This window comes from Vulcanisaeta moutnovskia 768-28 (assembly GCF_000190315.1).
Lineage (GTDB): Archaea > Thermoproteota > Thermoprotei > Thermoproteales > Thermocladiaceae > Vulcanisaeta > Vulcanisaeta moutnovskia.
This window is the reverse complement of record NC_015151.1, coordinates 485,628-507,106: the sequence shown is the minus strand read 5'-3', so window position 1 is coordinate 507,106 and position 21,479 is coordinate 485,628. Positions and strand designations below refer to the sequence as shown.

The 21,479-nt window shown below is 41.5% G+C and carries 28 protein-coding genes and 1 tRNA gene; 15 read left to right on the top strand and 14 right to left on the bottom strand.

Annotated features, from left to right (window positions below; all coding sequences use genetic code 11):
• Window positions 1-108: 108 nt before the first annotated feature.
• The 4 genes from VMUT_RS02760 to VMUT_RS02745 all read left to right on the top strand — a co-directional run bounded on the left by VMUT_RS02760 (window position 109) and on the right by VMUT_RS02745 (window position 3,987).
• On the top strand, window positions 109-1,125 hold the full coding sequence (locus tag VMUT_RS02760; protein ID WP_013603903.1) for an adenylosuccinate synthetase: 1,017 nt from the start codon (window positions 109-111) through the stop codon (window positions 1,123-1,125).
• Window positions 1,122-2,540, top strand: a complete 1,419-nt coding sequence (locus VMUT_RS02755) for an NAD(P)/FAD-dependent oxidoreductase (protein ID WP_013603902.1) — start codon at window positions 1,122-1,124, stop codon at window positions 2,538-2,540. The genes VMUT_RS02760 and VMUT_RS02755 overlap by 4 nt, the downstream gene beginning before the upstream one ends.
• A gap of 321 nt (window positions 2,541-2,861) precedes the next feature.
• On the top strand, window positions 2,862-3,755 hold the full coding sequence (locus VMUT_RS02750; protein WP_013603901.1) for a hypothetical protein: 894 nt from the start codon (window positions 2,862-2,864) through the stop codon (window positions 3,753-3,755).
• Between the two features lie 136 nt (window positions 3,756-3,891).
• Window positions 3,892-3,987 (top strand) — tRNA-Cys (locus VMUT_RS02745).
• 56 nt (window positions 3,988-4,043) lie between these two features.
• Here the strand turns inward: VMUT_RS02745 and VMUT_RS02740 are convergent.
• Complete coding sequence (locus VMUT_RS02740; protein ID WP_013603900.1) at window positions 4,044-4,457, bottom strand: hypothetical protein; 414 nt, start codon at window positions 4,455-4,457, stop codon at window positions 4,044-4,046.
• A gap of 137 nt (window positions 4,458-4,594) precedes the next feature.
• Window positions 4,595-4,825, bottom strand: a complete 231-nt coding sequence (locus VMUT_RS12920; protein WP_193387201.1) for a hypothetical protein — start codon at window positions 4,823-4,825, stop codon at window positions 4,595-4,597.
• Between the two features lie 212 nt (window positions 4,826-5,037).
• Here VMUT_RS12920 and VMUT_RS02735 point away from each other — a divergent pair, with 212 nt between their 5' ends.
• From VMUT_RS02735 to VMUT_RS02720, 4 genes are read left to right on the top strand one after another with little or no spacing between them, the layout of a single operon-like run.
• Complete coding sequence (locus VMUT_RS02735; protein ID WP_013603899.1) at window positions 5,038-5,454, top strand: DsrE/DsrF/DrsH-like family protein; 417 nt, start codon at window positions 5,038-5,040, stop codon at window positions 5,452-5,454.
• Between the two features lie 4 nt (window positions 5,455-5,458).
• Entirely contained in the window at window positions 5,459-5,707 is a 249-nt protein-coding gene (locus VMUT_RS02730; protein ID WP_013603898.1) for a sulfurtransferase TusA family protein, read from the top strand.
• Between the two features lie 14 nt (window positions 5,708-5,721).
• Window positions 5,722-6,915: an NAD(P)/FAD-dependent oxidoreductase gene (locus VMUT_RS02725; protein WP_048057141.1), complete on the top strand. Its 1,194-nt coding sequence runs from the start codon at window positions 5,722-5,724 to the stop codon at window positions 6,913-6,915.
• A gap of 5 nt (window positions 6,916-6,920) precedes the next feature.
• Window positions 6,921-7,544: a helical membrane plugin domain-containing protein gene (locus VMUT_RS02720; RefSeq protein WP_013603896.1), complete on the top strand. Its 624-nt coding sequence runs from the start codon at window positions 6,921-6,923 to the stop codon at window positions 7,542-7,544.
• Here VMUT_RS02720 and VMUT_RS02715 read toward each other — a convergent pair whose 3' ends face one another.
• The 4 genes from VMUT_RS02715 to VMUT_RS02700 are packed head-to-tail and all read right to left on the bottom strand — an operon-like array spanning window position 7,545 to window position 11,746.
• Window positions 7,545-8,411, bottom strand: coding sequence for a hypothetical protein (locus tag VMUT_RS02715; protein WP_013603895.1), 867 nt, complete (start codon window positions 8,409-8,411; stop codon window positions 7,545-7,547).
• A 50-nt stretch (window positions 8,412-8,461) separates the two neighbouring features.
• The gene (trxB, locus tag VMUT_RS02710; RefSeq protein ID WP_013603894.1) at window positions 8,462-9,469 is read right to left on the bottom strand and encodes a thioredoxin-disulfide reductase; all 1,008 of its coding nucleotides are present in this window, start codon (window positions 9,467-9,469) and stop codon (window positions 8,462-8,464) included.
• A 47-nt stretch (window positions 9,470-9,516) separates the two neighbouring features.
• Complete coding sequence (gene galT / locus VMUT_RS02705; RefSeq protein WP_013603893.1) at window positions 9,517-10,497, bottom strand: galactose-1-phosphate uridylyltransferase; 981 nt, start codon at window positions 10,495-10,497, stop codon at window positions 9,517-9,519.
• Window positions 10,487-11,746, bottom strand: coding sequence for a galactokinase (locus tag VMUT_RS02700; RefSeq protein ID WP_013603892.1), 1,260 nt, complete (start codon window positions 11,744-11,746; stop codon window positions 10,487-10,489). The genes galT and VMUT_RS02700 overlap by 11 nt, the downstream gene beginning before the upstream one ends.
• Before the next feature lie 275 nt (window positions 11,747-12,021).
• Between VMUT_RS02700 and VMUT_RS13075 the strand changes: the two genes are divergently transcribed.
• Entirely contained in the window at window positions 12,022-12,216 is a 195-nt protein-coding gene (locus VMUT_RS13075; protein ID WP_013603891.1) for a YbaK/EbsC family protein, read from the top strand.
• 29 nt (window positions 12,217-12,245) lie between these two features.
• On the opposite strand, the gene VMUT_RS02690 is transcribed toward VMUT_RS13075, so the two are convergent.
• Both VMUT_RS02690 and VMUT_RS02685 read right to left on the bottom strand, forming a co-directional pair.
• Window positions 12,246-13,460: a PUA domain-containing protein gene (locus tag VMUT_RS02690; protein WP_013603890.1), complete on the bottom strand. Its 1,215-nt coding sequence runs from the start codon at window positions 13,458-13,460 to the stop codon at window positions 12,246-12,248.
• 5 nt (window positions 13,461-13,465) lie between these two features.
• Window positions 13,466-13,813 carry a hypothetical protein gene (locus tag VMUT_RS02685; RefSeq protein WP_013603889.1) on the bottom strand — a complete coding sequence of 116 codons (348 nt, stop codon included), beginning with the start codon at window positions 13,811-13,813 and terminating at the stop codon, window positions 13,466-13,468.
• Window positions 13,814-13,903: 90 nt separating this feature from the next.
• Between VMUT_RS02685 and VMUT_RS02680 the strand changes: the two genes are divergently transcribed.
• On the top strand, window positions 13,904-14,881 hold the full coding sequence (locus VMUT_RS02680) for an Lrp/AsnC family transcriptional regulator (protein WP_013603888.1): 978 nt from the start codon (window positions 13,904-13,906) through the stop codon (window positions 14,879-14,881).
• Here VMUT_RS02680 and VMUT_RS02675 read toward each other — a convergent pair.
• Window positions 14,867-15,292 (bottom strand): phosphate-starvation-inducible PsiE family protein, encoded by a 426-nt coding sequence (locus tag VMUT_RS02675; RefSeq protein WP_013603887.1) that lies wholly within the window; start codon window positions 15,290-15,292, stop codon window positions 14,867-14,869. The two genes, VMUT_RS02680 and VMUT_RS02675, sit on opposite strands and share 15 nt — an antisense overlap.
• Window positions 15,293-15,423: 131 nt before the next feature.
• Between VMUT_RS02675 and VMUT_RS02670 the strand changes: the two genes are divergently transcribed.
• Window positions 15,424-15,741: a hypothetical protein gene (locus VMUT_RS02670; RefSeq protein ID WP_013603886.1), complete on the top strand. Its 318-nt coding sequence runs from the start codon at window positions 15,424-15,426 to the stop codon at window positions 15,739-15,741.
• A 5-nt stretch (window positions 15,742-15,746) separates the two neighbouring features.
• Window positions 15,747-16,817 carry a V-type ATPase subunit gene (locus VMUT_RS02665; RefSeq protein ID WP_013603885.1) on the top strand — a complete coding sequence of 357 codons (1,071 nt, stop codon included), beginning with the start codon at window positions 15,747-15,749 and terminating at the stop codon, window positions 16,815-16,817.
• Here VMUT_RS02665 and VMUT_RS12915 read toward each other — a convergent pair.
• From VMUT_RS12915 to VMUT_RS02655, 3 genes are read right to left on the bottom strand one after another with little or no spacing between them, the layout of a single operon-like run.
• On the bottom strand, window positions 16,810-16,947 hold the full coding sequence (locus VMUT_RS12915; protein ID WP_013603884.1) for a hypothetical protein: 138 nt from the start codon (window positions 16,945-16,947) through the stop codon (window positions 16,810-16,812). The genes VMUT_RS02665 and VMUT_RS12915 overlap by 8 nt on opposite strands.
• A 32-nt stretch (window positions 16,948-16,979) precedes the next feature.
• Window positions 16,980-17,738, bottom strand: a complete 759-nt coding sequence (locus tag VMUT_RS02660; RefSeq protein WP_013603883.1) for a hypothetical protein — start codon at window positions 17,736-17,738, stop codon at window positions 16,980-16,982.
• Window positions 17,739-17,740: 2 nt separating this feature from the next.
• The gene (locus VMUT_RS02655) at window positions 17,741-18,580 is read right to left on the bottom strand and encodes an aldo/keto reductase (RefSeq protein WP_013603882.1); all 840 of its coding nucleotides are present in this window, start codon (window positions 18,578-18,580) and stop codon (window positions 17,741-17,743) included.
• Window positions 18,581-18,745: 165 nt separating this feature from the next.
• Between VMUT_RS02655 and VMUT_RS02650 the strand changes: the two genes are divergently transcribed.
• The 3 genes from VMUT_RS02650 to VMUT_RS02640 all read left to right on the top strand — a co-directional run bounded on the left by VMUT_RS02650 (window position 18,746) and on the right by VMUT_RS02640 (window position 20,005).
• A complete protein-coding gene (locus tag VMUT_RS02650; RefSeq protein ID WP_237699696.1) occupies window positions 18,746-19,003 on the top strand; it encodes a phenylalanine--tRNA ligase subunit alpha in 258 nt (85 codons plus the stop codon).
• 68 nt (window positions 19,004-19,071) lie between these two features.
• Window positions 19,072-19,590 (top strand): nucleotidyltransferase domain-containing protein, encoded by a 519-nt coding sequence (locus tag VMUT_RS02645; protein ID WP_013603880.1) that lies wholly within the window; start codon window positions 19,072-19,074, stop codon window positions 19,588-19,590.
• Window positions 19,583-20,005 (top strand): HEPN domain-containing protein, encoded by a 423-nt coding sequence (locus VMUT_RS02640; RefSeq protein WP_052298563.1) that lies wholly within the window; start codon window positions 19,583-19,585, stop codon window positions 20,003-20,005. Before VMUT_RS02645 ends, VMUT_RS02640 begins: the two co-directional genes overlap by 8 nt.
• Before the next feature lie 52 nt (window positions 20,006-20,057).
• Here the strand turns inward: VMUT_RS02640 and VMUT_RS02635 are convergent, their stop codons facing one another.
• Both VMUT_RS02635 and VMUT_RS02630 read right to left on the bottom strand, forming a co-directional pair.
• Window positions 20,058-20,393, bottom strand: a complete 336-nt coding sequence (locus VMUT_RS02635; protein ID WP_013603878.1) for a TusE/DsrC/DsvC family sulfur relay protein — start codon at window positions 20,391-20,393, stop codon at window positions 20,058-20,060.
• 81 nt (window positions 20,394-20,474) lie between these two features.
• Window positions 20,475-21,410 (bottom strand): hypothetical protein, encoded by a 936-nt coding sequence (locus tag VMUT_RS02630; protein ID WP_013603877.1) that lies wholly within the window; start codon window positions 21,408-21,410, stop codon window positions 20,475-20,477.
• Window positions 21,411-21,479 lie beyond the last annotated feature (69 nt).

Below are 21,479 nucleotides of genomic sequence, written 5' to 3'. Positions count from 1 at the left end.
TAACTTAATGGTATCGTTATTTAAAAATTTATTTAATGATAGTGACCATGTATTACGTGTACCTGCTGAAGCAATGTTTAAATAAGTGTTGATGTCTTTAATTAAAAAGTGCCACTAACAGTAGTTGTTGGTGGATGGTTTGGCGATGAGGGCAAGGGTAAGGTAGTGTCTTACTTAGGTCTCGTGGATAAACCAAGCATTTGCGTTAGGACTGGTTCTATAAATGCTGGTCATACCGTAAATTACGGCGGGAAGTCCTGGAAGCTTAGGATTATACCTTCATGCTTCATTAATACATCGACCAGGCTCATGATAGCGCCAGGCGCATTGCTTAAGATTGATGTTTTGTTCAGGGAGATCGAGGAGACAGGTAGTAGGGGTAGGGTTTGGGTTGACGCTAATGCAGGCGTCATTGAGGATAGGCACGTGGAGAGTGAGAGGAGTAATGAGTATTTAATGAAGGTCATTGGTTCAACTGGTCAGGGCGTGGGTGCGGCAATGGTTGATAGGGTGTTGAGGGTTTTGAAGACAGCCAAGGAGTTTCCTGAGCTTAGGGACTTAATAACTGACGTTAGTAAGGAGGTTAATGAGGAGTTGGATAGGGATGGTAATGTAATTATTGAGGGTACTCAGGGAACTTTCCTAAGTCTTTATCATGGTACTTATCCATTCGTGACTTCGAGGGATACCACGGCCGCAGGCGTGATTAGTGAGGTTGGGGTTAGTCCAAGGCTTGTTGGTGATATTATACTCGTGTTTAAGGCCTATGTGACTAGGGTAGGTGCTGGTGAATTACCTGGTGAGTTAAGTATGGATGAGGTGGTCACGAGGGGCTGGGCTGAGAGGGGTACAGTCACTGGTAGGCCAAGACGCGCTGCGCCATTTAATATTGACTTAGCCAGGAGGGCTATAATGCTAAATAGACCAACTCAGATAGCCATAACAAAGTTTGACGCATTATTTCCAAGTATTCGTGGAAGGAGGAGGTGGGATGACCTACCAGTTGAGGCTAGGAGGTGGATTGAGAGCGTTAGTGAGGCTCTGAAGGTACCGGTTACGTTAGTAGGGACTGGCGAGGATTCCATGGACATGATTGACATGCGCCGTGAGGTGGTTGGGCCATGATGTATGATGTGGCGATAATTGGAGGTGGACCTGCAGGTTTATTTGCGGCTTATGAGATTGTAGAAAACACTAGGGATACAAGCGTTGTGTTGGTTGATAAAGGCTACATGCCTAGGCAAAGGCATTGTCCATTGGCTAATATTGGTAAGTGTGTCTGTGTGCCTTGTCACATAACTCATGGTATTGGTGGCGCTGGGCTCTTCAGTAGTGGTATTATTAACCTAAGGCCTGACATTGGTGGTGATCTTCAGGAAATCCTCAATAGTTGGGATGCAGCTAACCTACTCATTGATTACATTGATAGGATCTTCCTAAAGTTTGGGTCGCCGCAGGATAGGGTTTTTGAGCCTAGGGGGTCTGCATTCGAGGAGTACCAGAGATCACTGGCTCGTGTTGGTGCCCAGCTCGTGCCCATTAGGCAGAGGCACATTGGTACTGACGGTTCTATAAGAGTTATTGAAAACTTCGCTTCATACTTAACAGAGGCCGGAGTTAAGTTCATTATTGGTACTGCGGTTGAGCGTATAGAGCGAGGTAATGGGTTCTTCTCGTTAAAGACTAAGAGAGGAATTATTGAGGCTAGGACGGTACTAATGGCACCAGGCAGGGCTGGAGCTGAGTGGTTTAGGGATGAGGCGAGAAGGCTAGGCATTGAGTTAATGCCTAATCCACTCGATGTTGGTGTTAGGGTTGAGGTTCCTAAGTACGTTATGGACCCAATAACTAGCCTGTATATGGATCCAAAGGTTATTATGTATACGAAATCTCATGATGATAAGGTTAGAACATTCTGCGTTAATCCAGGGGGTTTTGTGGTCATGGAGAGATATGATGATGGTACGGTTGGTGTTAATGGGGAGACATACGTAGATAGGAATAGCAATAACACTAACTTTGCATTATTAACTTCGATTAGGCTTACGGATCCCATGGAGGATACGATAGAGTATGGTAAGTCAATTGCTAGGTTGGCTACGAAGTTAGGTGGTGGTAAGCCAATAATTCAGAGGCTTGGTGATCTTGAAGATGGTAGGAGGTCTACGTGGGATAGGGTCAGGAGGAATGTTATTGAGCCAACGCTTAAGTTTGTAACACCAGGTGACATAGGGATGGCATTACCACATAGGGTTCTCGATAATTTAATGGAGTTCCTACACAAGGTGGATAATGTAATACCTGGACTCGCCTCAAAATACACATTGCTCTACGCACCAGAGATTAAGTACTATAGTATGAGAGCCATTACTAATAAATCCATGGAAACCACAGTCGATGGAATATTCGCAGCCGGTGATGGTGCTGGTTTATCAAGGGGCATAAATGTAGCTGCAGCCACGGGCGTCTTGGCTGCGTGGGGAATATTGATGAGGTTAGGTAAGGATGTTAAAAATGAGCTCATAAATAAAATTAAATAAGGATAGATAATTGGGTTCCTTATCCTGCCCTCGTTACCCTTTTTATTACTAATGTTGATACCAACGCCACAACAGCGCATATAAGTAATACTACACCTAAAATGAGGTTGCGGAATTAATCCGGGAGATAACGAGTAGGAGGGCCCGCGTAATAATAAACAGGACAAGCAAGACTCTTGCAGTCCACGTCTATAAAAACCACGTGGGGCTAAGCATAAACAAAATACGAAACAACGACAAAAGCATAACAATACAAAAGACTCAAAGGCCTAAACGGACTCAAAATACAAATACCCAACATATTCAGGGAAACCATGAACAATGAAGACTACGAAAAACTCGAAAAAAGAAACACTAACACCACTAAGACTAGGGCTTGCAATAACCGACGAAGGAAGAGACGCAAATAACAGACCAACAATGATCGCAGCACACCTATGGCAAACCATACTATGGATGGTACTATACCCAGACAAGATATACATCAGCATCAACGCTATCGACATAAACAAAAATGACGTAAAAATTAAATGGTACTTGGTGGCTAATGATTATGTCTCACTGAAAAACAAGGCTATTGATATACTTAGAGGATTTAATTATGAGGAGTTACTAAGGTTTATGAGTACGGTAATACTTGGCGATGGCAATGTAACCTTACTAAAACATAGTAACAGTAAAGCCAGGCTAAAGCCCGTGATTAAAATATCCATTGGCCAGGTTGAGTTTAATGAATGGGAACCGATTCTTAGCATGCTAAAAAATCATGACATTGACTATGAGATATTCAACAGCGCGAAAGGTGAGGTTCCAATATTTATTAGAGGTAACAATGCCATTAACTTGGCGAGGAAAATATTTGATACTACACCACCGGTAATAAGGATATTATTTGATGTTCTTAATATTGATAAGTGGAATAAATTGAAACAAATGTCTGATTTAATGCCAATAAGAGGCATCTCTCAAATTAAGATAGCTGGTATAAGGTTTTCTATAGATGTTCTTAAGAGGGGCGTCGAACTAAGGGTTGTGAGATGCAATGAGGTTGATGCGCATAAAATTATTAAGCAATTAAAACAAATATACGGTGAGGATTTTGATGTTAGGAAGAGAAGGGCTGGGAAGTGTGTAAAGGTTGTAATTCCCTGGGATGAGGTTAGGCACGTGAAGACATTAAAATGTCGGTCATTCCTAAGCTTTATGAAATGTTAAATAGGACGAAGAATGAGAAAAGGAAAGAACGAATAATCAGGGCATTGACGAAACTTGATCCGAATTATAAAGGATAAAAATTATTCAAACCGAACCTGCCGAAAGGCTTAAATCTCCCGTACAAGAGCATAAAAATGCCCCGGTGGCCGAGTGGTGAAGGCGTTGGGCTGCAGGATCAATTTCTAATGCAGACACCCAATCTTCCCGGGTTCGAATCCCGGCCGGGGCTCCAGGAAATTTTATTAGTTTGTGTATTGGCGTTTTAGGCAGTGGGCTTTGGGTGGGGTTTTAGCAGTTTAGGTTGGTCATAACACTTGTTATTGTTATCATTCTCCTTGTCCTGCCTTTGCTCATTGCCTTTCTACACATCCTCTTTAGTACTTTGCAGATCTCGACCACGAGGTCTTGGTATTTCTCGATTTCATTCATGCTCATGTAGGCCATGCATCTTCCGCTCCATTTAGTCAGCTCAGCTCCATTATAACTTGTTCTCTTCAACCTCTCCAAAATACTCATGGCACCCCCATAATCCATACGCACGGTCCTAAGCTTCACGTAGCCGCTATTATCCACGTAAACAATCAACTTCACATCGACTTCATCAACTAATGATCTATCTAGGGGCTTAACATTCATGTTGACTAACGCCAATAGTTGCCTAAGCTTCTCGGCATCAAGCAACTTGCCCCAGTCCTCAATCAAAGTCTCAATCGGTTTTGTCAGTGGACCTTGGTCACTGTAGCTAGGTAAGTAACGCCTAAGCCCGGTCTATGCAGGGTGGTTTACTTGGAGTGACCTACTTAATGCATTCATTGCCTTGGTGAATTCATGGTGAACAATCATGATTGACTTAACAACATTGTAAAGCCCCTTGTTTTTGTGAATCCTAGATGCCAGTTTCTCCCTAAACGCCATAACCCTAAAGCCCATTGACGACTTAACCTACCCAACCCCTTAACCTTCCTCTCGAGGCTGATTAGGTAGACCCACCTGTTGAAGGATTCATTGACACCAATTAACAATTGATATGACTTGACATTGCCAGGAGACACAACGAATGCACTTGGCATGTAGGTTAACCTACTCAGTAACTGATCATTAGGAGTCTCCACGATAAGTTACGTAGTATGGACATTATTGACTTACGAATGCTTTTATACTGTTTTGTTTTTATTTATATTTTTTCTTAGTCTTTTGTTTAGTTTTATAAGATTATTTTTTAGGTGCATAAAATGCACTTGATTTTATTATTTTTATTCATTTGAATACTCCGTATCCTTGTATGAGCTCGGGTAAGGATAAAATAAGCATGATCGTGTTCTCGGGGACTGAGGACAAGTTAATACCGGTCGGTGTGATTTCGCAGGCGGCTGCGGCGCTTGGTTACGAGGTAAATATCTTCTTCACTGGATGGGCAATGTTTAAGCTACTGAAGAACCCAACACCACCCGTTTGGCCTAGGGAGTTTGAGCAGTTCGTGCCTAGGCTTCAGGAGGGTATGGCTAAGATAAAGGCGCCTACATGGCTCGACATGCTCAGGGAAGCCAAGAACATGGGTGCTAAGGTGTATGTGTGCTCAATGATGTCGTCGGCCGCCGGCCTTAAGAAGGAGGACTTTGACCCATCGCTGGTTGATGATGTCGTTGGTGTAACAACCTTCCTAGAAATGGCCAAGGGAGGGCAGGTATTATTCATATGAGGTGATGGTAATGAGCCAGGGTAATAAGATACTCGTCGACGCAAGGGGCATTGCTTGTCCCGGGCCAATTACTGAGGTTGTTAAGGCATATAGGAATGCGAAGAATGGCGACGTGATTGAGATATGGGCCACGGATCCAGGATTCGAACCAGACATAAAGGCATGGATTCAGAGAACTGGTAACCAACTCCTGGATCTCAGGAAGGAGCCTGATAAAATAGTCGCGGTAATTAGGGTAACGGCAAAGAAGTGATTGGGGCAAAGACCATGTCCTCCGTTAAAAAGAAGGTCATTATTATTGGTGGCGGTACTGGCGGCGCAATGCTTGCCAATAGGCTTCCTAGGGATGAGTTTGAGGTTACCATTATTGATAGGCAACCCTATAATTACTTCTGGCCCTGGCTGCTGTACATAGCGTTCAGAGGTTCTAGGAGACCCATTAAGCGTGAAATACGTTCAGTACTTAAACACTGGGTCAACTTTATTCAGTCGGATGTTAGAGTTATTAATCTCAAGGATAAGTACGTAGAGCTTGAAAGTGGGAAAAGACTGGATTATGACTATGTTGTGATAGCCACCGGAGCTACTGTGGATTACTCGAGAGTTCCTGGTCTCGATAAGGTCACAGAGATGTACGGTAATTACCACAGCAATGAGGAGAATGCCTGGAGGGTTTGGCAGACGCTGAATAGTATGAGGGAGGGTACATTAGCGGTCATACTGGCCCCAGGTGCATATCGATGCCCACCAAGCCCGTTGGAGGGTACATTCCTTGCCGAGGAATTCTTCAGGAGGAGAGGTTTAAGGGACAAGGTGAGGATTGTCTTTGCCACTTTCTACCCAAGGCCTTACCCGGCAGAGCCAATAAACGAGTTGATAGAGCCACTACTTAAGGAAAGAGGTATTGATTACATAACCTTCTACACACTTGACCATATAGACCCTGAGAAGAGGGTTGCCTACTCAATGGAAGGTGAGGAGCTTAAGTTCGACGCTGCGATAGTCATACCGCCGCATGTCGGTGTTGATATTAAGTATGTACCTGATGACGTACTTGATAGCGATAGGTTCGTCCAAGCTGACAAGTTCACGAATATGATCAAGGGGTTTGATGATGCATTCGTGATTGGTGATGCCTCAGCACTGCCGGTGGCTAAGACTGGAGTTACTGCTCATCTACAGGCTGATGTTGTTGCTAGGATACTTCAGGGTGAGGATGCCCACAATACTGGGCGTACTAACTGCCCATTTGATGTTGGTTATGGTCTTGGTACATTCGTAATAAGTGATTTCAATAACTCGACTATTAAGTATCCGATAAATAGAATTAATCACTTATTTAAGGTAGCCTTTGCGGCAGCTTATTGGGACATAATACTATATCCAGAGCTCTGGGATTCCATATTCGAGGCTTATTTTGAGGCAACGGAACCCGCGAAACTACGTTATCTGTATAGGTGAGTGACATGTTCGAGAATCAGCTAGAGTTTGAGAGCAAGCTTCTTGAGGTGTTAACGCCTGAGTACCTTGAGCCTCTCATTAAATTCCTAAAGGTTGTGAAGAGACTTGATGAACTTGGTATACTTGATTCATTAAGTGACTTATTGAATAATGAGGTTATTGAGGACATTACGAAGAATCTATTAACAACAAACATTATTAAGTTGCTCAATGACTATGATAAGCTGCTATCCATACTTGTAAAGCTCACAGAGCCTCATGTAAAGGAAGGTCTTGAAAAGGCACTTGACCTGGTAGGCGCAATGGGTAATGTTGGGTTATTAGATACATTAAGGGATTTACTCGGTGATCCCGAGGTATTGAATGAATTAGTACATACGCTTATCAATGAGAATAGTACATATTTAATGACTAATTTAGATACACTGCTTGAGTTCATGGCACGCATTAGATGCTGCGCATATGTGGCGTCTCTAAATGCTGCAAGGGAAGCCACTACTGACGGCAAATCCATAGCCGAAACAATGAGTGAGGCGTTAAGAGATAATGATGCCAGGAGAGGATTAAGGTTCCTATTACTGGCAGCTAAGTACTTGGGTAGGCAATTGAGCGAAAGTGAGACTAAGTAACTATGCCTTTAAGTAAACAATGTATGCTTTTAATCCATTAAAATCGTTACCTTGATCATATTCCTTAAACCACAATCCATCATTACCCATTGCTAAGATATATGCCTTAATGTAATCCCTTAATTGAAGAGTCTCCTTAGTCGTTATTACACGTATTATAATATTGTCTCTCCTATACGATACTCTATCCTCTCTCTCCATTAGTAATAACTCAAGAGCAACTTGTATTGGTGAGACGCCAACGACCCTATAGATCATTATTCTGTTATTACCATCACCTGATTGATAGATCGCATCCAGGTACGGCTTTACAACCTGGGAGTCTAGTAATGAATCCATAACCAATGCCGCAGAACCACCATTATTAGCGACTGTATACACTATTTCCTCAAAACCCTGCGGTTCATAATTCACCAACCTCTGCATGGCACAAGTACATTTAGTGAACTCAAGGTAACTCGTTGGAACACTATCAGTATAAAAGGCCACTGCAGTAGCCCTTAGTACCCTATAGATCCTAAATGTCATGCTTGGTATTGTGCCAAGCCCAATATCTATGACGTAAAGCCCAGGTGTTACGTCAATCCTATCCTGTGTGAGATTCCTAAAATTAAGCCTGTACATGTACCTCCTCCTCTCCTTAACATCCAGGTAAGCCTCTATCAATCCTCTCTTACGCAGTAGATTAATGGCATTCCTTGCCGTTCTTGTCCCAAGGCCCGTACCATCAATTATCTCCTTAAATGTTATATAATTCTTATTATTTATTAAGTGCTCAAATTCTAAATAATTAATAATCAATCTAGCCGAGAGAGGTAATTCCTCAAGTGCGCCTACAGTCTCCTCCCCATTATGCTCGCTCTTCATTACAATAAATTAAGCTAATATTCCTAATATAAATAAAGTTTCCCTTTACCTTAACGTCTGTTAAACCCGTACTTCCTAATTATGTAGTTATAGGCTGAGTAAGCTGCTAGGGCGCCTTGACCAGCGGCTACCACGATTTGCCTAAAGTCCCTTGGCGTTAAGTCAATGCAGTCACCAGCCGCATAAATACCTAGTATGCCTGTTTCCATTAGGTGATTAACCTTTATGTAACCATCCTGTGAAAGTTCAAGACCTATCCTCTTAAACAACTCAATAGGCGGCTCTGCGCCTATTTCGACAAATAATCCATCCAATGGCAACTCAAAGATCTCCTTAGTATCTACTCTTTGTAGCACTGCCTTTCTGAGTAACTTATCGCCCTGCAATTCCTTAACAACGGCATTCCAAATGATCTCTATCTTCGGATTCTTAAGCAGTAAATCCTGGTAATACTTCTGTGCCCTTAATTGGTTCCTTCTGTGTATCAGGTAAACCTTACTGGCATACTCAGTTAGTAATAGTGCTGCTGACGCAGCTGAATCACCACCACCAACCACAGCGACAACCTTACCCTTAAATAATGGTGCATCACAGGGGGCGCAATAACTAACGCCCCTACCATTGAATGCATCTTCACCAGGCACGTTAAGCTTCCTCTTCTTCTCACCAACAGCGATTATTATGGTTCTACCCGTATACTCATCTCCATTTAGAGTATAAACCTTGAATAATTCGCCATCCCTCTCCACATTCTCCACAGAATCAATAATTATCGGCACATTGTAGTACTTAACGTGTTCCTCAAATTTAGTCACTAGGTCAGGACCCATTATCCTTGTATAGCCGAGGTAATTCTCAACCCAGCCAGACTTACCAACCTGCCCGCCTATTTCCTCCGTAATTATTATGGTGCTCATTCCATACCTAGCCGCATAAATCGCTGCTGATAAGCCTGCAGGGCCTCCGCCAATTATTATAGTATCATAAACCTTTCCAGTCAATTCTTCACTAACTCCAAAATCCATCTTAGTGACTGAGATCTTGAAGGTGCTGCTCATTGTGCCGTAAAGAGCAGAATTCAATAAAAACCTAACGCAGCTAATTACTAACTATTATGAATACAATTCCTCATCACCGAATCCCTAATCCTTTGCGCATTTTCCTCGGGTACCGAGTCGTACGTGAAATTACCGCCTCCAGTCTCCATGCCAGCTGCGTACTTAATCTTATCCTCCTCCCTCAATATACCATAAACCTCAATGTGCAGATGATAATATGCATAGTCACCCCTTAAGGGCGCCTGGTGTAATACTAGTATGTATGGCATGGGTTTACTAAATACATGTGTTAATCCACATAATGATACCTTAAGGACTTCTGACAGGCTTCTAACTTCCTCATTCGTGAGTTCAGTGATCAATTGAATGTGCCTTTTTGGGTATATATGTACCTCAAAGGGCCAATGGGAATAAAACGGCATGAATGAGACCCACTGATCATTGTTATAAATTATCCTAGCATAGTCTTTAAGCTCGGCCTTAACTATGTCGCAGAAGAGACACCTACCATAATTATTGAAGTATTCCCTGGCACTATCGAGTTCTCTCTCAATTCTGCTTGGCGTGAAGGGCAATACGTAAACTTGACTATGTGGGTGTGTTAATGAAACACCGATTTCCCTACCCTTATTTCTAAACCAAAGAAAGTAATGCGCATAGTCCTTACCTGATTCTTCCCTCACCTTATTAATTATCATACTTAGGACATACTCTATCTGGTCAATGGGTAAGTCACTGATATCATCAATATTATGCTCAGGGGTCTCAACGACCACATAGCACTTACCCACTGACCTACTTGTTTTATAGAACCAGTGATTACCAGGTTCCGGTGGGTTTTCCATCAACATTGGGTACCTATTCTCTAGAATGAGGGCCCTCCATCCATAACCAGTCTCTGGATTTCCAGGGCAAAACGGGCAATAATTACTTGGTTGCCATGGTCTGAAGCGCCTAATATTGGATACCAAGACCCATTCCCTCAGTATTGGATCCCACCTGAGCTCCATCGTAGGCTTACTGCCCATGTATAGTCACCCCACTGTCTATACTAACAACCCAGCCCCTGGGAGCCAAGCCCCTATCCAGGACCTTACCTAACAACTCCTTAGCTTTATCCTCATCCCTAACAAGTGCTATGACAGAACCTCCCAGACCAGCCCCAGATAATTTAGCTCCATAGGCACCCTCGCTCACTAGGAAATTAACTAACTTATCTATTTCAGGTAGGCTAACGTCATAGTACTCACTAAGTAATTTATGTTGATAGGTCATAACTTTACCAATTAACGTCTCCCTCCAATCATAACTGGAAACTAAGCTATCTACCTCAGTATTACTTAAGTTAAGCGTTTTTATTAAGTCCTTAATATCAACGGCCTCTCCCTTAATAACCTTCAATGCCAATTTCGTACTTTCGTTAGCTCTCAATGTATATAATATCCTTCTCCTGGGTGTGTCATCCAGTTCCCTAATAAATCGCGACATATCATCCTCCTTGATCTCATTCCAATGAACCTCCCAATAATGGATCCCAAGTTTCTTCCTCAGATTCCCTGGTATGTCCATACTAAGTAATTTACTAAGTCCTTCATCTATCTCCTGCTGACGCTTGGGATGTATATCCGCAGTACTATGCCTAATGCCTGTATCTACAACCAGGAACGCTCCACTGAGGCGTGGTAGAACCTCGACATTATAGGGAGGCTTGGTCTCAATAACGACAATATCGCCAAAGGCAGCCGCATACTGATCAAGCCTACCGCAAGGTATACCCATAACATCGTGCTCTGCCTCGTAGGCTATCTCGGCGACTGCCTTTCTATCGAGGTTGAATCCATTAACTGCACTGATTGCAGAGGCTAACGCTACTAATAATGTTCCGCTACTTCCAAGTCCTGACGCTATTGGTACATAACTACGTATCCAAGCCCTAAAGGGATTAACCGCATAACTATGTCTCATAAATGCCATTACAAGAGCCCTAACATAATCACCAAACCACTTACCACCAATCAATTTTAAACCACTTAGTGAGAATTTGTCGAAGTAATTCACATTATCATCCCTTAAATTACCTGACGCCACCATAAACTCACCCTGGGATTTAGAAATAGCGATGTAAGTCCTTAGATTAATACCAACGGCAACCACCGGCAACCCTTTATAATCCTGGTGCGTATTCAGAAAGTCTAATCTGCCAGGTGCCGAAGTTACCAGGGTTGGTTCCTCATTAAAGAATTCCCTGAATTCCCTAGTAACTATGTCTACGGCCATAATTACTGAAGTGTCTTTATAATTTATTGTATTAAAGGATTAAAGGGCAACTTATTAGTTAAGTATTGTAGTTGAGGTACGTAGAGAGAACATTATAGGATTAACGGTAGATATCCTCGAATTCAACCATGGTGTCGAGACAGTGGAAAGCGCATCAATGGAGAGTGGTGAACCTGCAACTAAAATAGTGAAGACATTATTACTTAAGGTAGATGATGAATATTTAGTGGCGATAGTTAGGGGGTGATAAGGCAATTAATTTTGATAAGTTGTCCATGATACTGGGTAAACACGTGGTCATGGCTAAGGCTAGGGAGGTTAGGCAGGTATTGGGCGTTGATGTCGGTGTAGTAACGCCACTTAGCGATAAGGTTTTGCCACTTAGGGTTATTATGGATCCATTAGTACTGGAGAATGAGTATGTATTATGCGGCAGTGGATCCAGGAGCACATTGATTAAGAAATACTAGAGATTTAGTGGATCTACTTAAGCCTGAGTTCATTGATGCATTTGAGTAGGCTTCCTGAGTTTGGCTATAAAATAGCCTGGCGTATCATGTACATGCGGGTAAAACCTAATGACCGAGTTTCTATACCTATCAACAAGACCGCCGGATGTGTTAGGTATGCTTATGTCAATAACCTCGAACCCCAGGTTCTCGGCATAGGCTATGTTGTCCTCGTTCTCAAGTGGTGGTATTGTGCATGTTGAGTAAACCAGGACCCCACCTGGCTTCAGTAGTTTCCAGGCAACCTTAATGAATTGCTCCTGGTACTTTGCTGTCGATTTCACTGTTTCCATGGTCTTCATGTCAAAGAGCCTGGGTCTAACGCCCATGTCAGTGCAGGGTGGATCAATTAATATCTTATCCACAGAGTTAATTAGGTCGGGTTCATCAATGTCCAGAAACCTTGTATCCCTAACCTCAACCCTATATAGGCTATCCATTCCCAACCTACTTAGATTCTCGATTATTTCCCTGATCTTATTCTCACTTCTATCAAACGCATAAACCACAGCCTTACCACCACCAAGTTGTACTATGTGGCTCGTCTTACCACCTGGTGCAGCATTCATGTCAACAATCACATCACCAGGTCTGGGATCTAATATATGGGTAACCCATTGAGCTGGTAGGCTCTGATCATAGAAAAGACCAAGCTCATACTCACGCAAATCCCTAACCTTAGGCATATTATATACACTAACCAGTGTCTTAACAGCGATGCCTCGCCTAATGCTTCTAGCCTCATCACCATTAACCTCAGCAATTCCAAAGGCAACTATCTCACCATTGGGAGCAATTATATTAACCTCATCACCCTTCTTAACATCCTTATTCATTTTAACCACGCCAGGTACATATAAGTTAGCACCCACATAAACACTCTCAGAGGCTTTTTTATCGGCTAAGACGTACTTACGCGCCGAAGGTACTTTATTAGGTCCCTTAACAGGGAACCACAGGGCTTCGGGTAGATCCTTATCTTGATAAACATCAACTGAGTGTTCGCGTAATAATTTTAGTAATTCTTCAGGACTTATCTTCAATGTATTGACTCTTATATAATACTTACTCGGTGGTTTCCTTATACTTTCGAAAATGCCTTGCAATTCACTGTCGGAGAAGTACTGTAAAAGGTATTTATATAATTGATAGTCAAGCCTATGTCCTTTAACAATTTCCACCTCTCTTTCCTCACTACCCCTCATTCGCGTTAAGTCTGGGTTCCATCATAATTACTTAAATCCCTTAATCTCCTCAGTAGTACGTTAGCAGCGCCATTGGGATTCTCCTTGGCTAACTTCCACAACTCCATACTCTCGGTTATTATATACCTAAGCACCCTAGACCTAGTCTTAATGGGTTTAGTACTCTCAACCCTAACATAACCATCACTCGCCAATTTCCCAAGGACTTTAGCCGTCTTTAATATGTCGGAGTGCCTACCATTAAGTCCAGCGAATTTGAGCAATGACCTTGCCTTAATCGTGACCCTCCTGCCCCTGCTCTTACTTATTAAATCAATGAGTGCTTTAACAATTCTTGAATCATACTCCTCCATACAAAGCACACTTCAATTAAACCCTATATAACAGTTATTCACTGAGACACAACGCAAATCTCTTTTAAATAGGGCAAAATAACAGGTACTGTGGAGCTTGATACTAAGTTAAGATCGTTATTAATGGAGCTACAGTATAGCTTCCCAATAGTAAAAAGGCCATTTCTTAAAATTGCAAATAGGCTTAATGAGGACGAGGACTGGGTACTAGAAAAAACAAGGGATTTGTTTCGCAATAGTGTAATTAAGAGAATAGGTGCCCTCGTGAATTATAGATCAAGGGGATTGGTATCAGCATTGGTCGGTGTTAATGTACCTAGTGATTTAATTAATGATGTTGCCAAGGCTATAAATTCTGATGCGCAGGTTTCGCATAATTTCGTTAGGGAGCACCCTAGGTATAATGTGTGGTTTGTTACAAAGGCCAGGAGCAGGGAGGAGTTAATAATGAAGGTTTCCAATACTCTATCTAAATTTAGTATTAATGACTTTGTAATTCTAACGGCTTTAAGGACCTATAAGATAGATGTTAAGTTCGACCTAATGAGTGGCGTATCTCGCACGAAGTCCATGGTATTACCACTTAACGTGCCATCAATAGAATCCGCAGGACTATCAATGGAGTTCTTCAGGAGGTTAAGGTCAATAAACATTGTGAGGGAACCCTTCAATGAAATAGCCAGTTTAGCCGGGACTAGTGTTGATGAGTTGGGGAATTTACTGGATAATTTAATGAGGATTGGAGTAATAAGGGACTTTTACGCAGCACTGGATTCGGATAGGGTAGGTTTTAGAGAGAACGCCATGGTTGTCTTCAAGGCAACCCCAGAAACCTGTGAGAGGACTGCTTTAATTGAGGAGACGACACACGTAGTACTTAGGGAAGTGACCCTTGGTTCATGGCCCTACAACTGCTATTTCATGATACATGGTATTAATAGGAATGTGCTTGAGGATGCCATAGGAGATATAATGAGGAGACTCGGCGTTAATGAATACGAAACCCTGTATAGCACCAGGAACTTACTGCCTGAAATGCCGAGGAGACTTGAATTAACTAGTATGTGATATAGCCTTTGCCCTATTGACTAACCAATATGCCAACGCAAGTATTAGTATACTCATAACTAGTAATATTCCATAGTCTAGGGAACCGCTGGGCGATGCAATGTAGAGCAGTAATTCTCTTGAGATGGCAGTAAGCACTACGGCTAATACTAAGTCAACAACCACGGTACCTGACCTAATGTACTCCAGAAACATATCAACAAATTCAAGGGCAATAACCACAAGGAATACTGCGGACAAGGCGCTCAGTATTTTTAGATCCGATATTGAGGAGAAGGGCATTAATGATGCTATATCCCTAATGGCGAGGTACAGTGCCACTGCACCAAGAATTACTGTTATGACAATTATCACTAGGTATAGGGCGATACTTATGAACCTGAATATCCTTACAACATCCCTAACATCCACACTGTGAATTTTTGGGGAGATTTTTAAGGCTCTGTCATAATTTATCATTATTAATATGTCATGGATCAAGTCCTCAGTTTCATGAATTATAATGCAATAATATTTTTAAGGCTCTCCCATAGGCGCTTATCGTGTCCTTAGAACGACTTTATGAGATTCTTAGGAAAGTTGATAGTAAGGTTGATGAAGTATATAAATTGAGAGATAGTAGTGATGCTGAGATTGCCAGGTTGATAAATGAGGTTAAGGTTAAGGTTCAGAGCGAAGTTGAGGAGTATATAAAGAGTGTCGTTAATGAGTATAGGGAGAGTAAGTCTAGGGAAATTGAAAATGAAGTAAGCAAGTATTCTGAGCAGTTACGTAAGGAAACTGAGGAGTTCAGAAGGAAGGTAAATGATGCGATTGACAAAACTGTTGATGAGGTCATTAAGTTATTAATCGGTGAATAGGCGAGATGTCGAGTAGTTACGTAATTAAATTGACGGCATTAGGTCCTAGGGTTAGGGGGTTAAGGGCTAGGTACTTAACTAAGGATAAGTTAAATGCATTAATACTTGCTCAGACGCTTGATGATGCAGTTAATGTATTAAAGGGTACTGACTATGGCGATGTGCTTGAGAGGTTAGGTAAAATAGTTGATGAGGCTCAAGTAACTAATGAAATTAGATCTCATGTAATCAAGTCAATAAGTTTATTGGCGTCATCAGTGCCATCACCAGCATCTACAGTATTAAAGTCATACTTAATGAGGTTTGAGCTAGAAAATATTAAGGTTATCACCAAATCGTTAATGAAGAGTTTGGAGAGTGGCGTTTCTCTGGAGAGCTTACTTAATGTGGCTGTTGAGGAGGAGCTTGGCAGGAGGCATATTCTAGCTGCCATTATGAGTGTTAGAGATGTTGAGGATCTACGTAATAAGTTAATGGAGTTTCAGCATCCTGCAGGTCCTGCACTCGACGGTTTCCTAAAGGTTAGTAAGCAGTATCCTCAATATAGTATCATGCTCATTGATACGTTCATTGATAAGGCCTTCATAGAGTACTTAATGCATTTAGCAAGGATTGATTACTCGGTTGGTAAGTTCATTAAGGAGCTTGTTGATTACTATAACCTTAATGTGTTTCTAAGGGGTAAGTTGTGGGGTATATCTCAGGAGTTAATTAATGAGTTAGTAATACGTTCAGGCGCGGTGTTTAGTACCGTAATTAAGATCTACGGTGAATCACCTACGAGAATTCTCGAGGAACTAGCCTCAGTATTTGTATCATTAGATCAGTTAATTAAAGTAGCCGGGTCCTCAGATTTAAGGTCGTTAGTTCAGTACCTCGGACCGTTCAGTTATAGGTTTATTAAGGATCTTGAGGATTCCATGATATCATTATTCACAGAATTCTCTCCAGGGGCTTCATTAGCCGCTGTGCACTTTAAGTTTATTGAAAGTGACATGGTCATTGCATTACTGAATGCCTTCTTAGAGGGCATACCTAGGGATTTCGTAGTTAAGCTTTATGGTCCAGTTATTTAATGTTCTTTATATCCTCAATCTTCTTCAGTAGCTCCTCCTTAGTCTTATTTATCCTCTCATTTACCTGCTCAAGATACTTATTCACTATCTTCTTTGCTTCCTCCTGGACAATCTCGTTAATACCTGGCATCAAGCCTTGTATATTGGCAAATTATAAATGTTTTATGCCCCATAGATCCATCGCTTAATTTCAGGGGTTAATGAAACCATGAGTGCAATTAATGAAGTTAACAGGAGTATTAATACACAGGTCCTATAGGGATTATTACTAACCGCATTACTGCTCTTTATATACGCGATTGATGTTATAATGGCGCTGTTACGTTCAACGCATGTGCCGTTTACTGATACGTTAACTATAGTGTTTATGCAGGGGCACGATAATGGAACAGCCGGTTTTATTAGTAGGTTAACGCTATCATTGGCGTACGTCGATATGTATAGTGAGTACGTGTATGGGGTATAATCAACGGCTCTCCCATTACTTAATACAGTAATTGAAATATACCCACTACCAAGTATTGTTGTATTTATTGTGAGGATGCACGAACCGGGTAGTGTAATGTTAACCCACTTACTCGTTGGGTTATAAATGTTGAATATAACCTGGGTTTGATTAATGATCCTTACGTAATTAACCATTGGTATTAACGTGATTTCGCGGGCGGTTATTGAACCATTACCTAACTTTTCAGGTTGTCCATTATTTACTGATACTAAGGCATTACCAATCACATAATTATTTATCCTAACTACCTGGGGAAATACGCAGGTCGTGTTGTCTCTTAACTCACCGTTTATGCATGTGTAGGTAGTGAGCATGCCCTGGCTTGGCGGTATTACCAGTAGTATTGAACTTACGATTAATAGTAACAACGATACTACTCCCAAATACTTAATAACGTCTAGGTTTCTCGACATTACTAAGCCCTACGGAAGTGATTACTTATTGCATCCCAATCCTCCTTATTTAACCTCCAACCCATTGCACCCGCATTCTCCTCAACATGCTCCAACCTACCAGCCTTCGGTATTGACACAAGATTATCAATACCTATGTACCAATTAAGCACGACTTGTATTGCAGACTTACCATACTTCCCACCAATACTTCTGAGGAACTCATTATTAGCAAATTCGCCCTTCTCAAGCGGCGTATATGCCAGGTAAAGCATGCCATTTCTCTGCACGTATGGTATTACTGAAGTCTCATCAACCCTATGAAGAAGGCTATACCTATTCTCCACGGCAGCAATATCATACTTACTAAAGCACTGCCTAGCTCTCTCAATACCCTCAACATCAAAATTACTCAAACCAACAAACCTAACTACACCATCATCTATCAACCTCTCAAAGGCCTTCATAGTCTCGCAAATAGGTACGTCAGTGGCGGGCCAATGAAGTAAGTACAGATCTATATACGTGCCCAGTCTCTCCCTACTCGCCCTGGCCGATTTAATGGCGTCATTATACTTCGAGTGCGTCGGCCATACCTTAGTGACTATGAAGAGTTCCTCCCTTGGGAAGCCCCTTATTGCCCTACCAACTAATTCCTCCGCATGACCACCACCGTACATCTCAGCCGTATCAATAAGCGTCATACCCAACTCAATACCTCTCCTTAATACCTTGACCCAACCCTCGTCGTTTGAGTAATCAGGTGACCAGAAACCTCCGCCGAGCCCCCACGTCCCCATTCCGATTACGGAAACCTTACCATTTATTGATTTTATGTACTTAGTATCCTTACTTAATGGCATGAGCGATCATGAAAGCGCTTTCATGAAGCTTATAAGGGTTATGCCGAAGACCTAATGACTTAGTTCTTGAATTGAATTATCGTATTAATTTAATATTATTCATTATTAAATATATGCATTGATCTAAATATAAAAATCCTTATTAATAAGTTGTGTAATAAGTAAATGATATTTATGGAATTAGGTGATAGAGAGAGGACGGTCTTAAGGATTATTGGTGACGCCTGTGATAGGAAGGGTCAAGACAGTATTAAGCTTGAGGAGGTTTCTGAGCGATTTAGAATAGCTGGTTTTAATATTAATGATGTCATGGACGTATTATATAGGCTTGAGGACTTGGGCTTAATTAGGCTCGAGATAATTGGCTACTCAACAATAATACGCATTACGGATAAGGGTAAGGATGTTTATAGATCCCTATAGTCTTTGCCTAATTAAGGCGTTAAGATTAAAATCATTTTGTTAATTGAATTATAAGGGGCTTAATCATCATGTTTAAGAAGGGTCTCAATTTCATTAGGGAACCTTACAAAACGGTCATACAAAACCTACTTAACTCATTAATTAAGTTGTATGATGATAAATTAGTTTCACTTGTTGTTTACGGTAGCGTTGCGAGGGGTAATCCACGTATAGATAGTGATATTGATATGTTGGTAATTTTCGAGGAATTACCAAAGCCCATATCTGATAGGATTAAAATGTTTGAGAGGGCTGAGGACGAGATCCAACCGCTACTTGATGAATTAATGAATAAGGGCTACGCTATTACCCTATCCCCATTAATAAAGACTAGGGAAGAGGCTGGAAGATTCTCGCCACTCTACCTGGACATGACCGAGGATGCGGTAATCGTCTACGATAAAGATGGATTCTTTGAAGGAGTTCTTACAAGAATAATTAATAGGCTGAGGGAATTGGGCGCAACGAGGGTCTGGATTAGCGATAGGGCTTGGTACTGGGTCCTGAAGAAGGACTATAAATTCGGCGAGGTGATTGAAATTGAATAACCTTGAAATGGCAAGATCCTACATTAACCAGGCAACTGAGAGAATAAAGCACGCAAAAGAAGCCCTAAATGGTGGTAATTACCCATACGTGGTTAGGCAGTGCCAGGAAGCAGTCGAATTACTGCTCAAGGCAGCATTGAGGATTATTGGCGTGGAACCACCGAGGTGGCATGATGTTGGTCCGGTGCTCAGGAGGGAACGTAATAAATTTCCTGGGTGGTTTCAGGAATATATTGATGAATTAGCGTCAATATCAAGGAGCCTAAGAAAAGAGAGGGAGTTCTCAATGTATGGTGATGAGGAAAGTGGGATACCTCCCGAAGAGTTATACACCAGGATAGACGCTGAGAGGGCACTTAATGATGCCGAGAAGGTTCTTTCATTAGCTAGCAAACTGTTTAATGAGGTAAGTTAGGTTGTAAGGAGGAGATTTTAAGTAAGTTAAGTGTAGAGATTTTTATCGTTTGTTATACGCATCCTGTTGGTTTTGGTGCTCCTGCTACTTTGCATGCTCCGTGGGCTGGTCCGTCTGGGAATAATTCGTATATACTCTCCAGTGTTTCTCCAGTTTCCTTTAGTAACATCTTTATTGGTGGACATACGCCATATGTTTCCCAGTACTGCCTTAGGTACTTAACCACCTTCCAATGTCTCTCGGTCATTTGTTGTACGCCTTCGAGATTCTTAGCCATCCACTCGGCAACTTTCTCATCCCAGATTTCAGGATTTTGCAGGAAGCAATCTTCATCTAACACTACCTTCTTTCCATTAACCTCATACTCACCTGGGCACGTGACTGGCATTTAATCACCCAGGACTGTAAGTACTGCATGGTGTAAAAGGGTTATTACACGTTGCAAGTGAAATTTCATTAATTTTTACAATTAAGTCCTCCTTAACTTAACTCTAAATATACCCTTTGGTATCTCCATTAACGTATGAAAAAGCTTCCTTGCCTCATTAAGACTTAGATTATAGGCAAATCTGATTAATGTATTATCGATCAATATAGCCCTATCCCCAAGTAAGTCCTTATCAACTCCACCGAGGACCTTCATCTTCAGTATTGTGTAAATCAGGGCCTGGGCGCCAAGTAGGTACTCCTTATTCTCATCCATAGTGATACCATATAGGTAATTATGGGTTAGCACAAGTCCTGGATGATGAAGAGTCCTAACCCCCAGTCTTTTACTAACCACATCATTAAGTCTCATAACGCTGGGTCTACACATCAACTTACTGCCTAGGTATTCCACAAGGATTTCATTATAATGATCAGCATGTATTAATATATCGCGGCCCCTAAAGGCACCCAATACCTTAGTTAACTCCCTAGCCCTTAATTCAGACTTGAACTTTATTCTCTCAGTATCGAGCCTTGCATACTTTATTACCCACCTCACTGAATCATCAAAACTCCTCCTAAATAATGCCGAGTTATAACCCCTGTAGGCCTCGGCTATTTTGGTCTCCATGTAGGCTATGTACACCTCCTCATTGCTTATTGATATGCTCGATAATCCACCAGTTATTGCCTTAATTCTAATTTTCATGCTAATCAATCCATAGGGATCAATTGGTATTACCTCAATACCACCTTTATTCAACTCTTTTAGTACTCCATAGAATACTCTGGCATAATTAACATCAAAATACTCAATTTCATAAAGTAACTGATCAAAGTCAATCTCACCATTTAAGTAACGCCTAACACCCTCAACATCAGGAACCTCAACTATGAAAACATCATAATGCTGTGCAATCTCCCTTAAGTACTTCATGTATTCAACACTAGGTGGCGATAGGATTATGCTTATCAAATTGAATCACCATTATTTACCCATTGAATGAAAAATGGATTATTATTTTATTTTTAAGCAAATCAATTA

What these genes read in the sequence shown, in the direction of transcription:
- VMUT_RS02755 (WP_013603902.1), top strand. Translation starts at nt 1,122, where the DNA reads ATGATGTATGATGTGGCGATAATTGGAGGTGGACCTGCAGGTTTATTT.
- VMUT_RS02750 (WP_013603901.1), top strand. Translation starts at nt 2,862, where the DNA reads ATGAAGACTACGAAAAACTCGAAAAAAGAAACACTAACACCACTAAGA.
- VMUT_RS12920 (WP_193387201.1), bottom strand. Translation starts at nt 4,825, where the DNA reads ATGCCAAGTGCATTCGTTGTGTCTCCTGGCAATGTCAAGTCATATCAA.
- VMUT_RS02735 (WP_013603899.1), top strand. Translation starts at nt 5,038, where the DNA reads ATGAGCTCGGGTAAGGATAAAATAAGCATGATCGTGTTCTCGGGGACT.
- VMUT_RS02730 (WP_013603898.1), top strand. Translation starts at nt 5,459, where the DNA reads ATGGTAATGAGCCAGGGTAATAAGATACTCGTCGACGCAAGGGGCATT.
- VMUT_RS02725 (WP_048057141.1), top strand. Translation starts at nt 5,722, where the DNA reads ATGTCCTCCGTTAAAAAGAAGGTCATTATTATTGGTGGCGGTACTGGC.
- VMUT_RS02720 (WP_013603896.1), top strand. Translation starts at nt 6,921, where the DNA reads ATGTTCGAGAATCAGCTAGAGTTTGAGAGCAAGCTTCTTGAGGTGTTA.
- VMUT_RS02715 (WP_013603895.1), bottom strand. Translation starts at nt 8,411, where the DNA reads ATGAAGAGCGAGCATAATGGGGAGGAGACTGTAGGCGCACTTGAGGAA.
- trxB (WP_013603894.1), bottom strand. Translation starts at nt 9,469, where the DNA reads ATGAGCAGCACCTTCAAGATCTCAGTCACTAAGATGGATTTTGGAGTT.
- galT (WP_013603893.1), bottom strand. Translation starts at nt 10,497, where the DNA reads ATGGGCAGTAAGCCTACGATGGAGCTCAGGTGGGATCCAATACTGAGG.
- VMUT_RS02700 (WP_013603892.1), bottom strand. Translation starts at nt 11,746, where the DNA reads ATGGCCGTAGACATAGTTACTAGGGAATTCAGGGAATTCTTTAATGAG.
- VMUT_RS13075 (WP_013603891.1), top strand. Translation starts at nt 12,022, where the DNA reads ATGATACTGGGTAAACACGTGGTCATGGCTAAGGCTAGGGAGGTTAGG.
- VMUT_RS02690 (WP_013603890.1), bottom strand. Translation starts at nt 13,460, where the DNA reads ATGAGGGGTAGTGAGGAAAGAGAGGTGGAAATTGTTAAAGGACATAGG.
- VMUT_RS02685 (WP_013603889.1), bottom strand. Translation starts at nt 13,813, where the DNA reads ATGGAGGAGTATGATTCAAGAATTGTTAAAGCACTCATTGATTTAATA.
- VMUT_RS02665 (WP_013603885.1), top strand. Translation starts at nt 15,747, where the DNA reads ATGTCGAGTAGTTACGTAATTAAATTGACGGCATTAGGTCCTAGGGTT.
- VMUT_RS12915 (WP_013603884.1), bottom strand. Translation starts at nt 16,947, where the DNA reads ATGCCAGGTATTAACGAGATTGTCCAGGAGGAAGCAAAGAAGATAGTG.
- VMUT_RS02660 (WP_013603883.1), bottom strand. Translation starts at nt 17,738, where the DNA reads ATGTCGAGAAACCTAGACGTTATTAAGTATTTGGGAGTAGTATCGTTG.
- VMUT_RS02655 (WP_013603882.1), bottom strand. Translation starts at nt 18,580, where the DNA reads ATGCCATTAAGTAAGGATACTAAGTACATAAAATCAATAAATGGTAAG.
- VMUT_RS02650 (WP_237699696.1), top strand. Translation starts at nt 18,746, where the DNA reads ATGATATTTATGGAATTAGGTGATAGAGAGAGGACGGTCTTAAGGATT.
- VMUT_RS02645 (WP_013603880.1), top strand. Translation starts at nt 19,072, where the DNA reads ATGTTTAAGAAGGGTCTCAATTTCATTAGGGAACCTTACAAAACGGTC.
- VMUT_RS02635 (WP_013603878.1), bottom strand. Translation starts at nt 20,393, where the DNA reads ATGCCAGTCACGTGCCCAGGTGAGTATGAGGTTAATGGAAAGAAGGTA.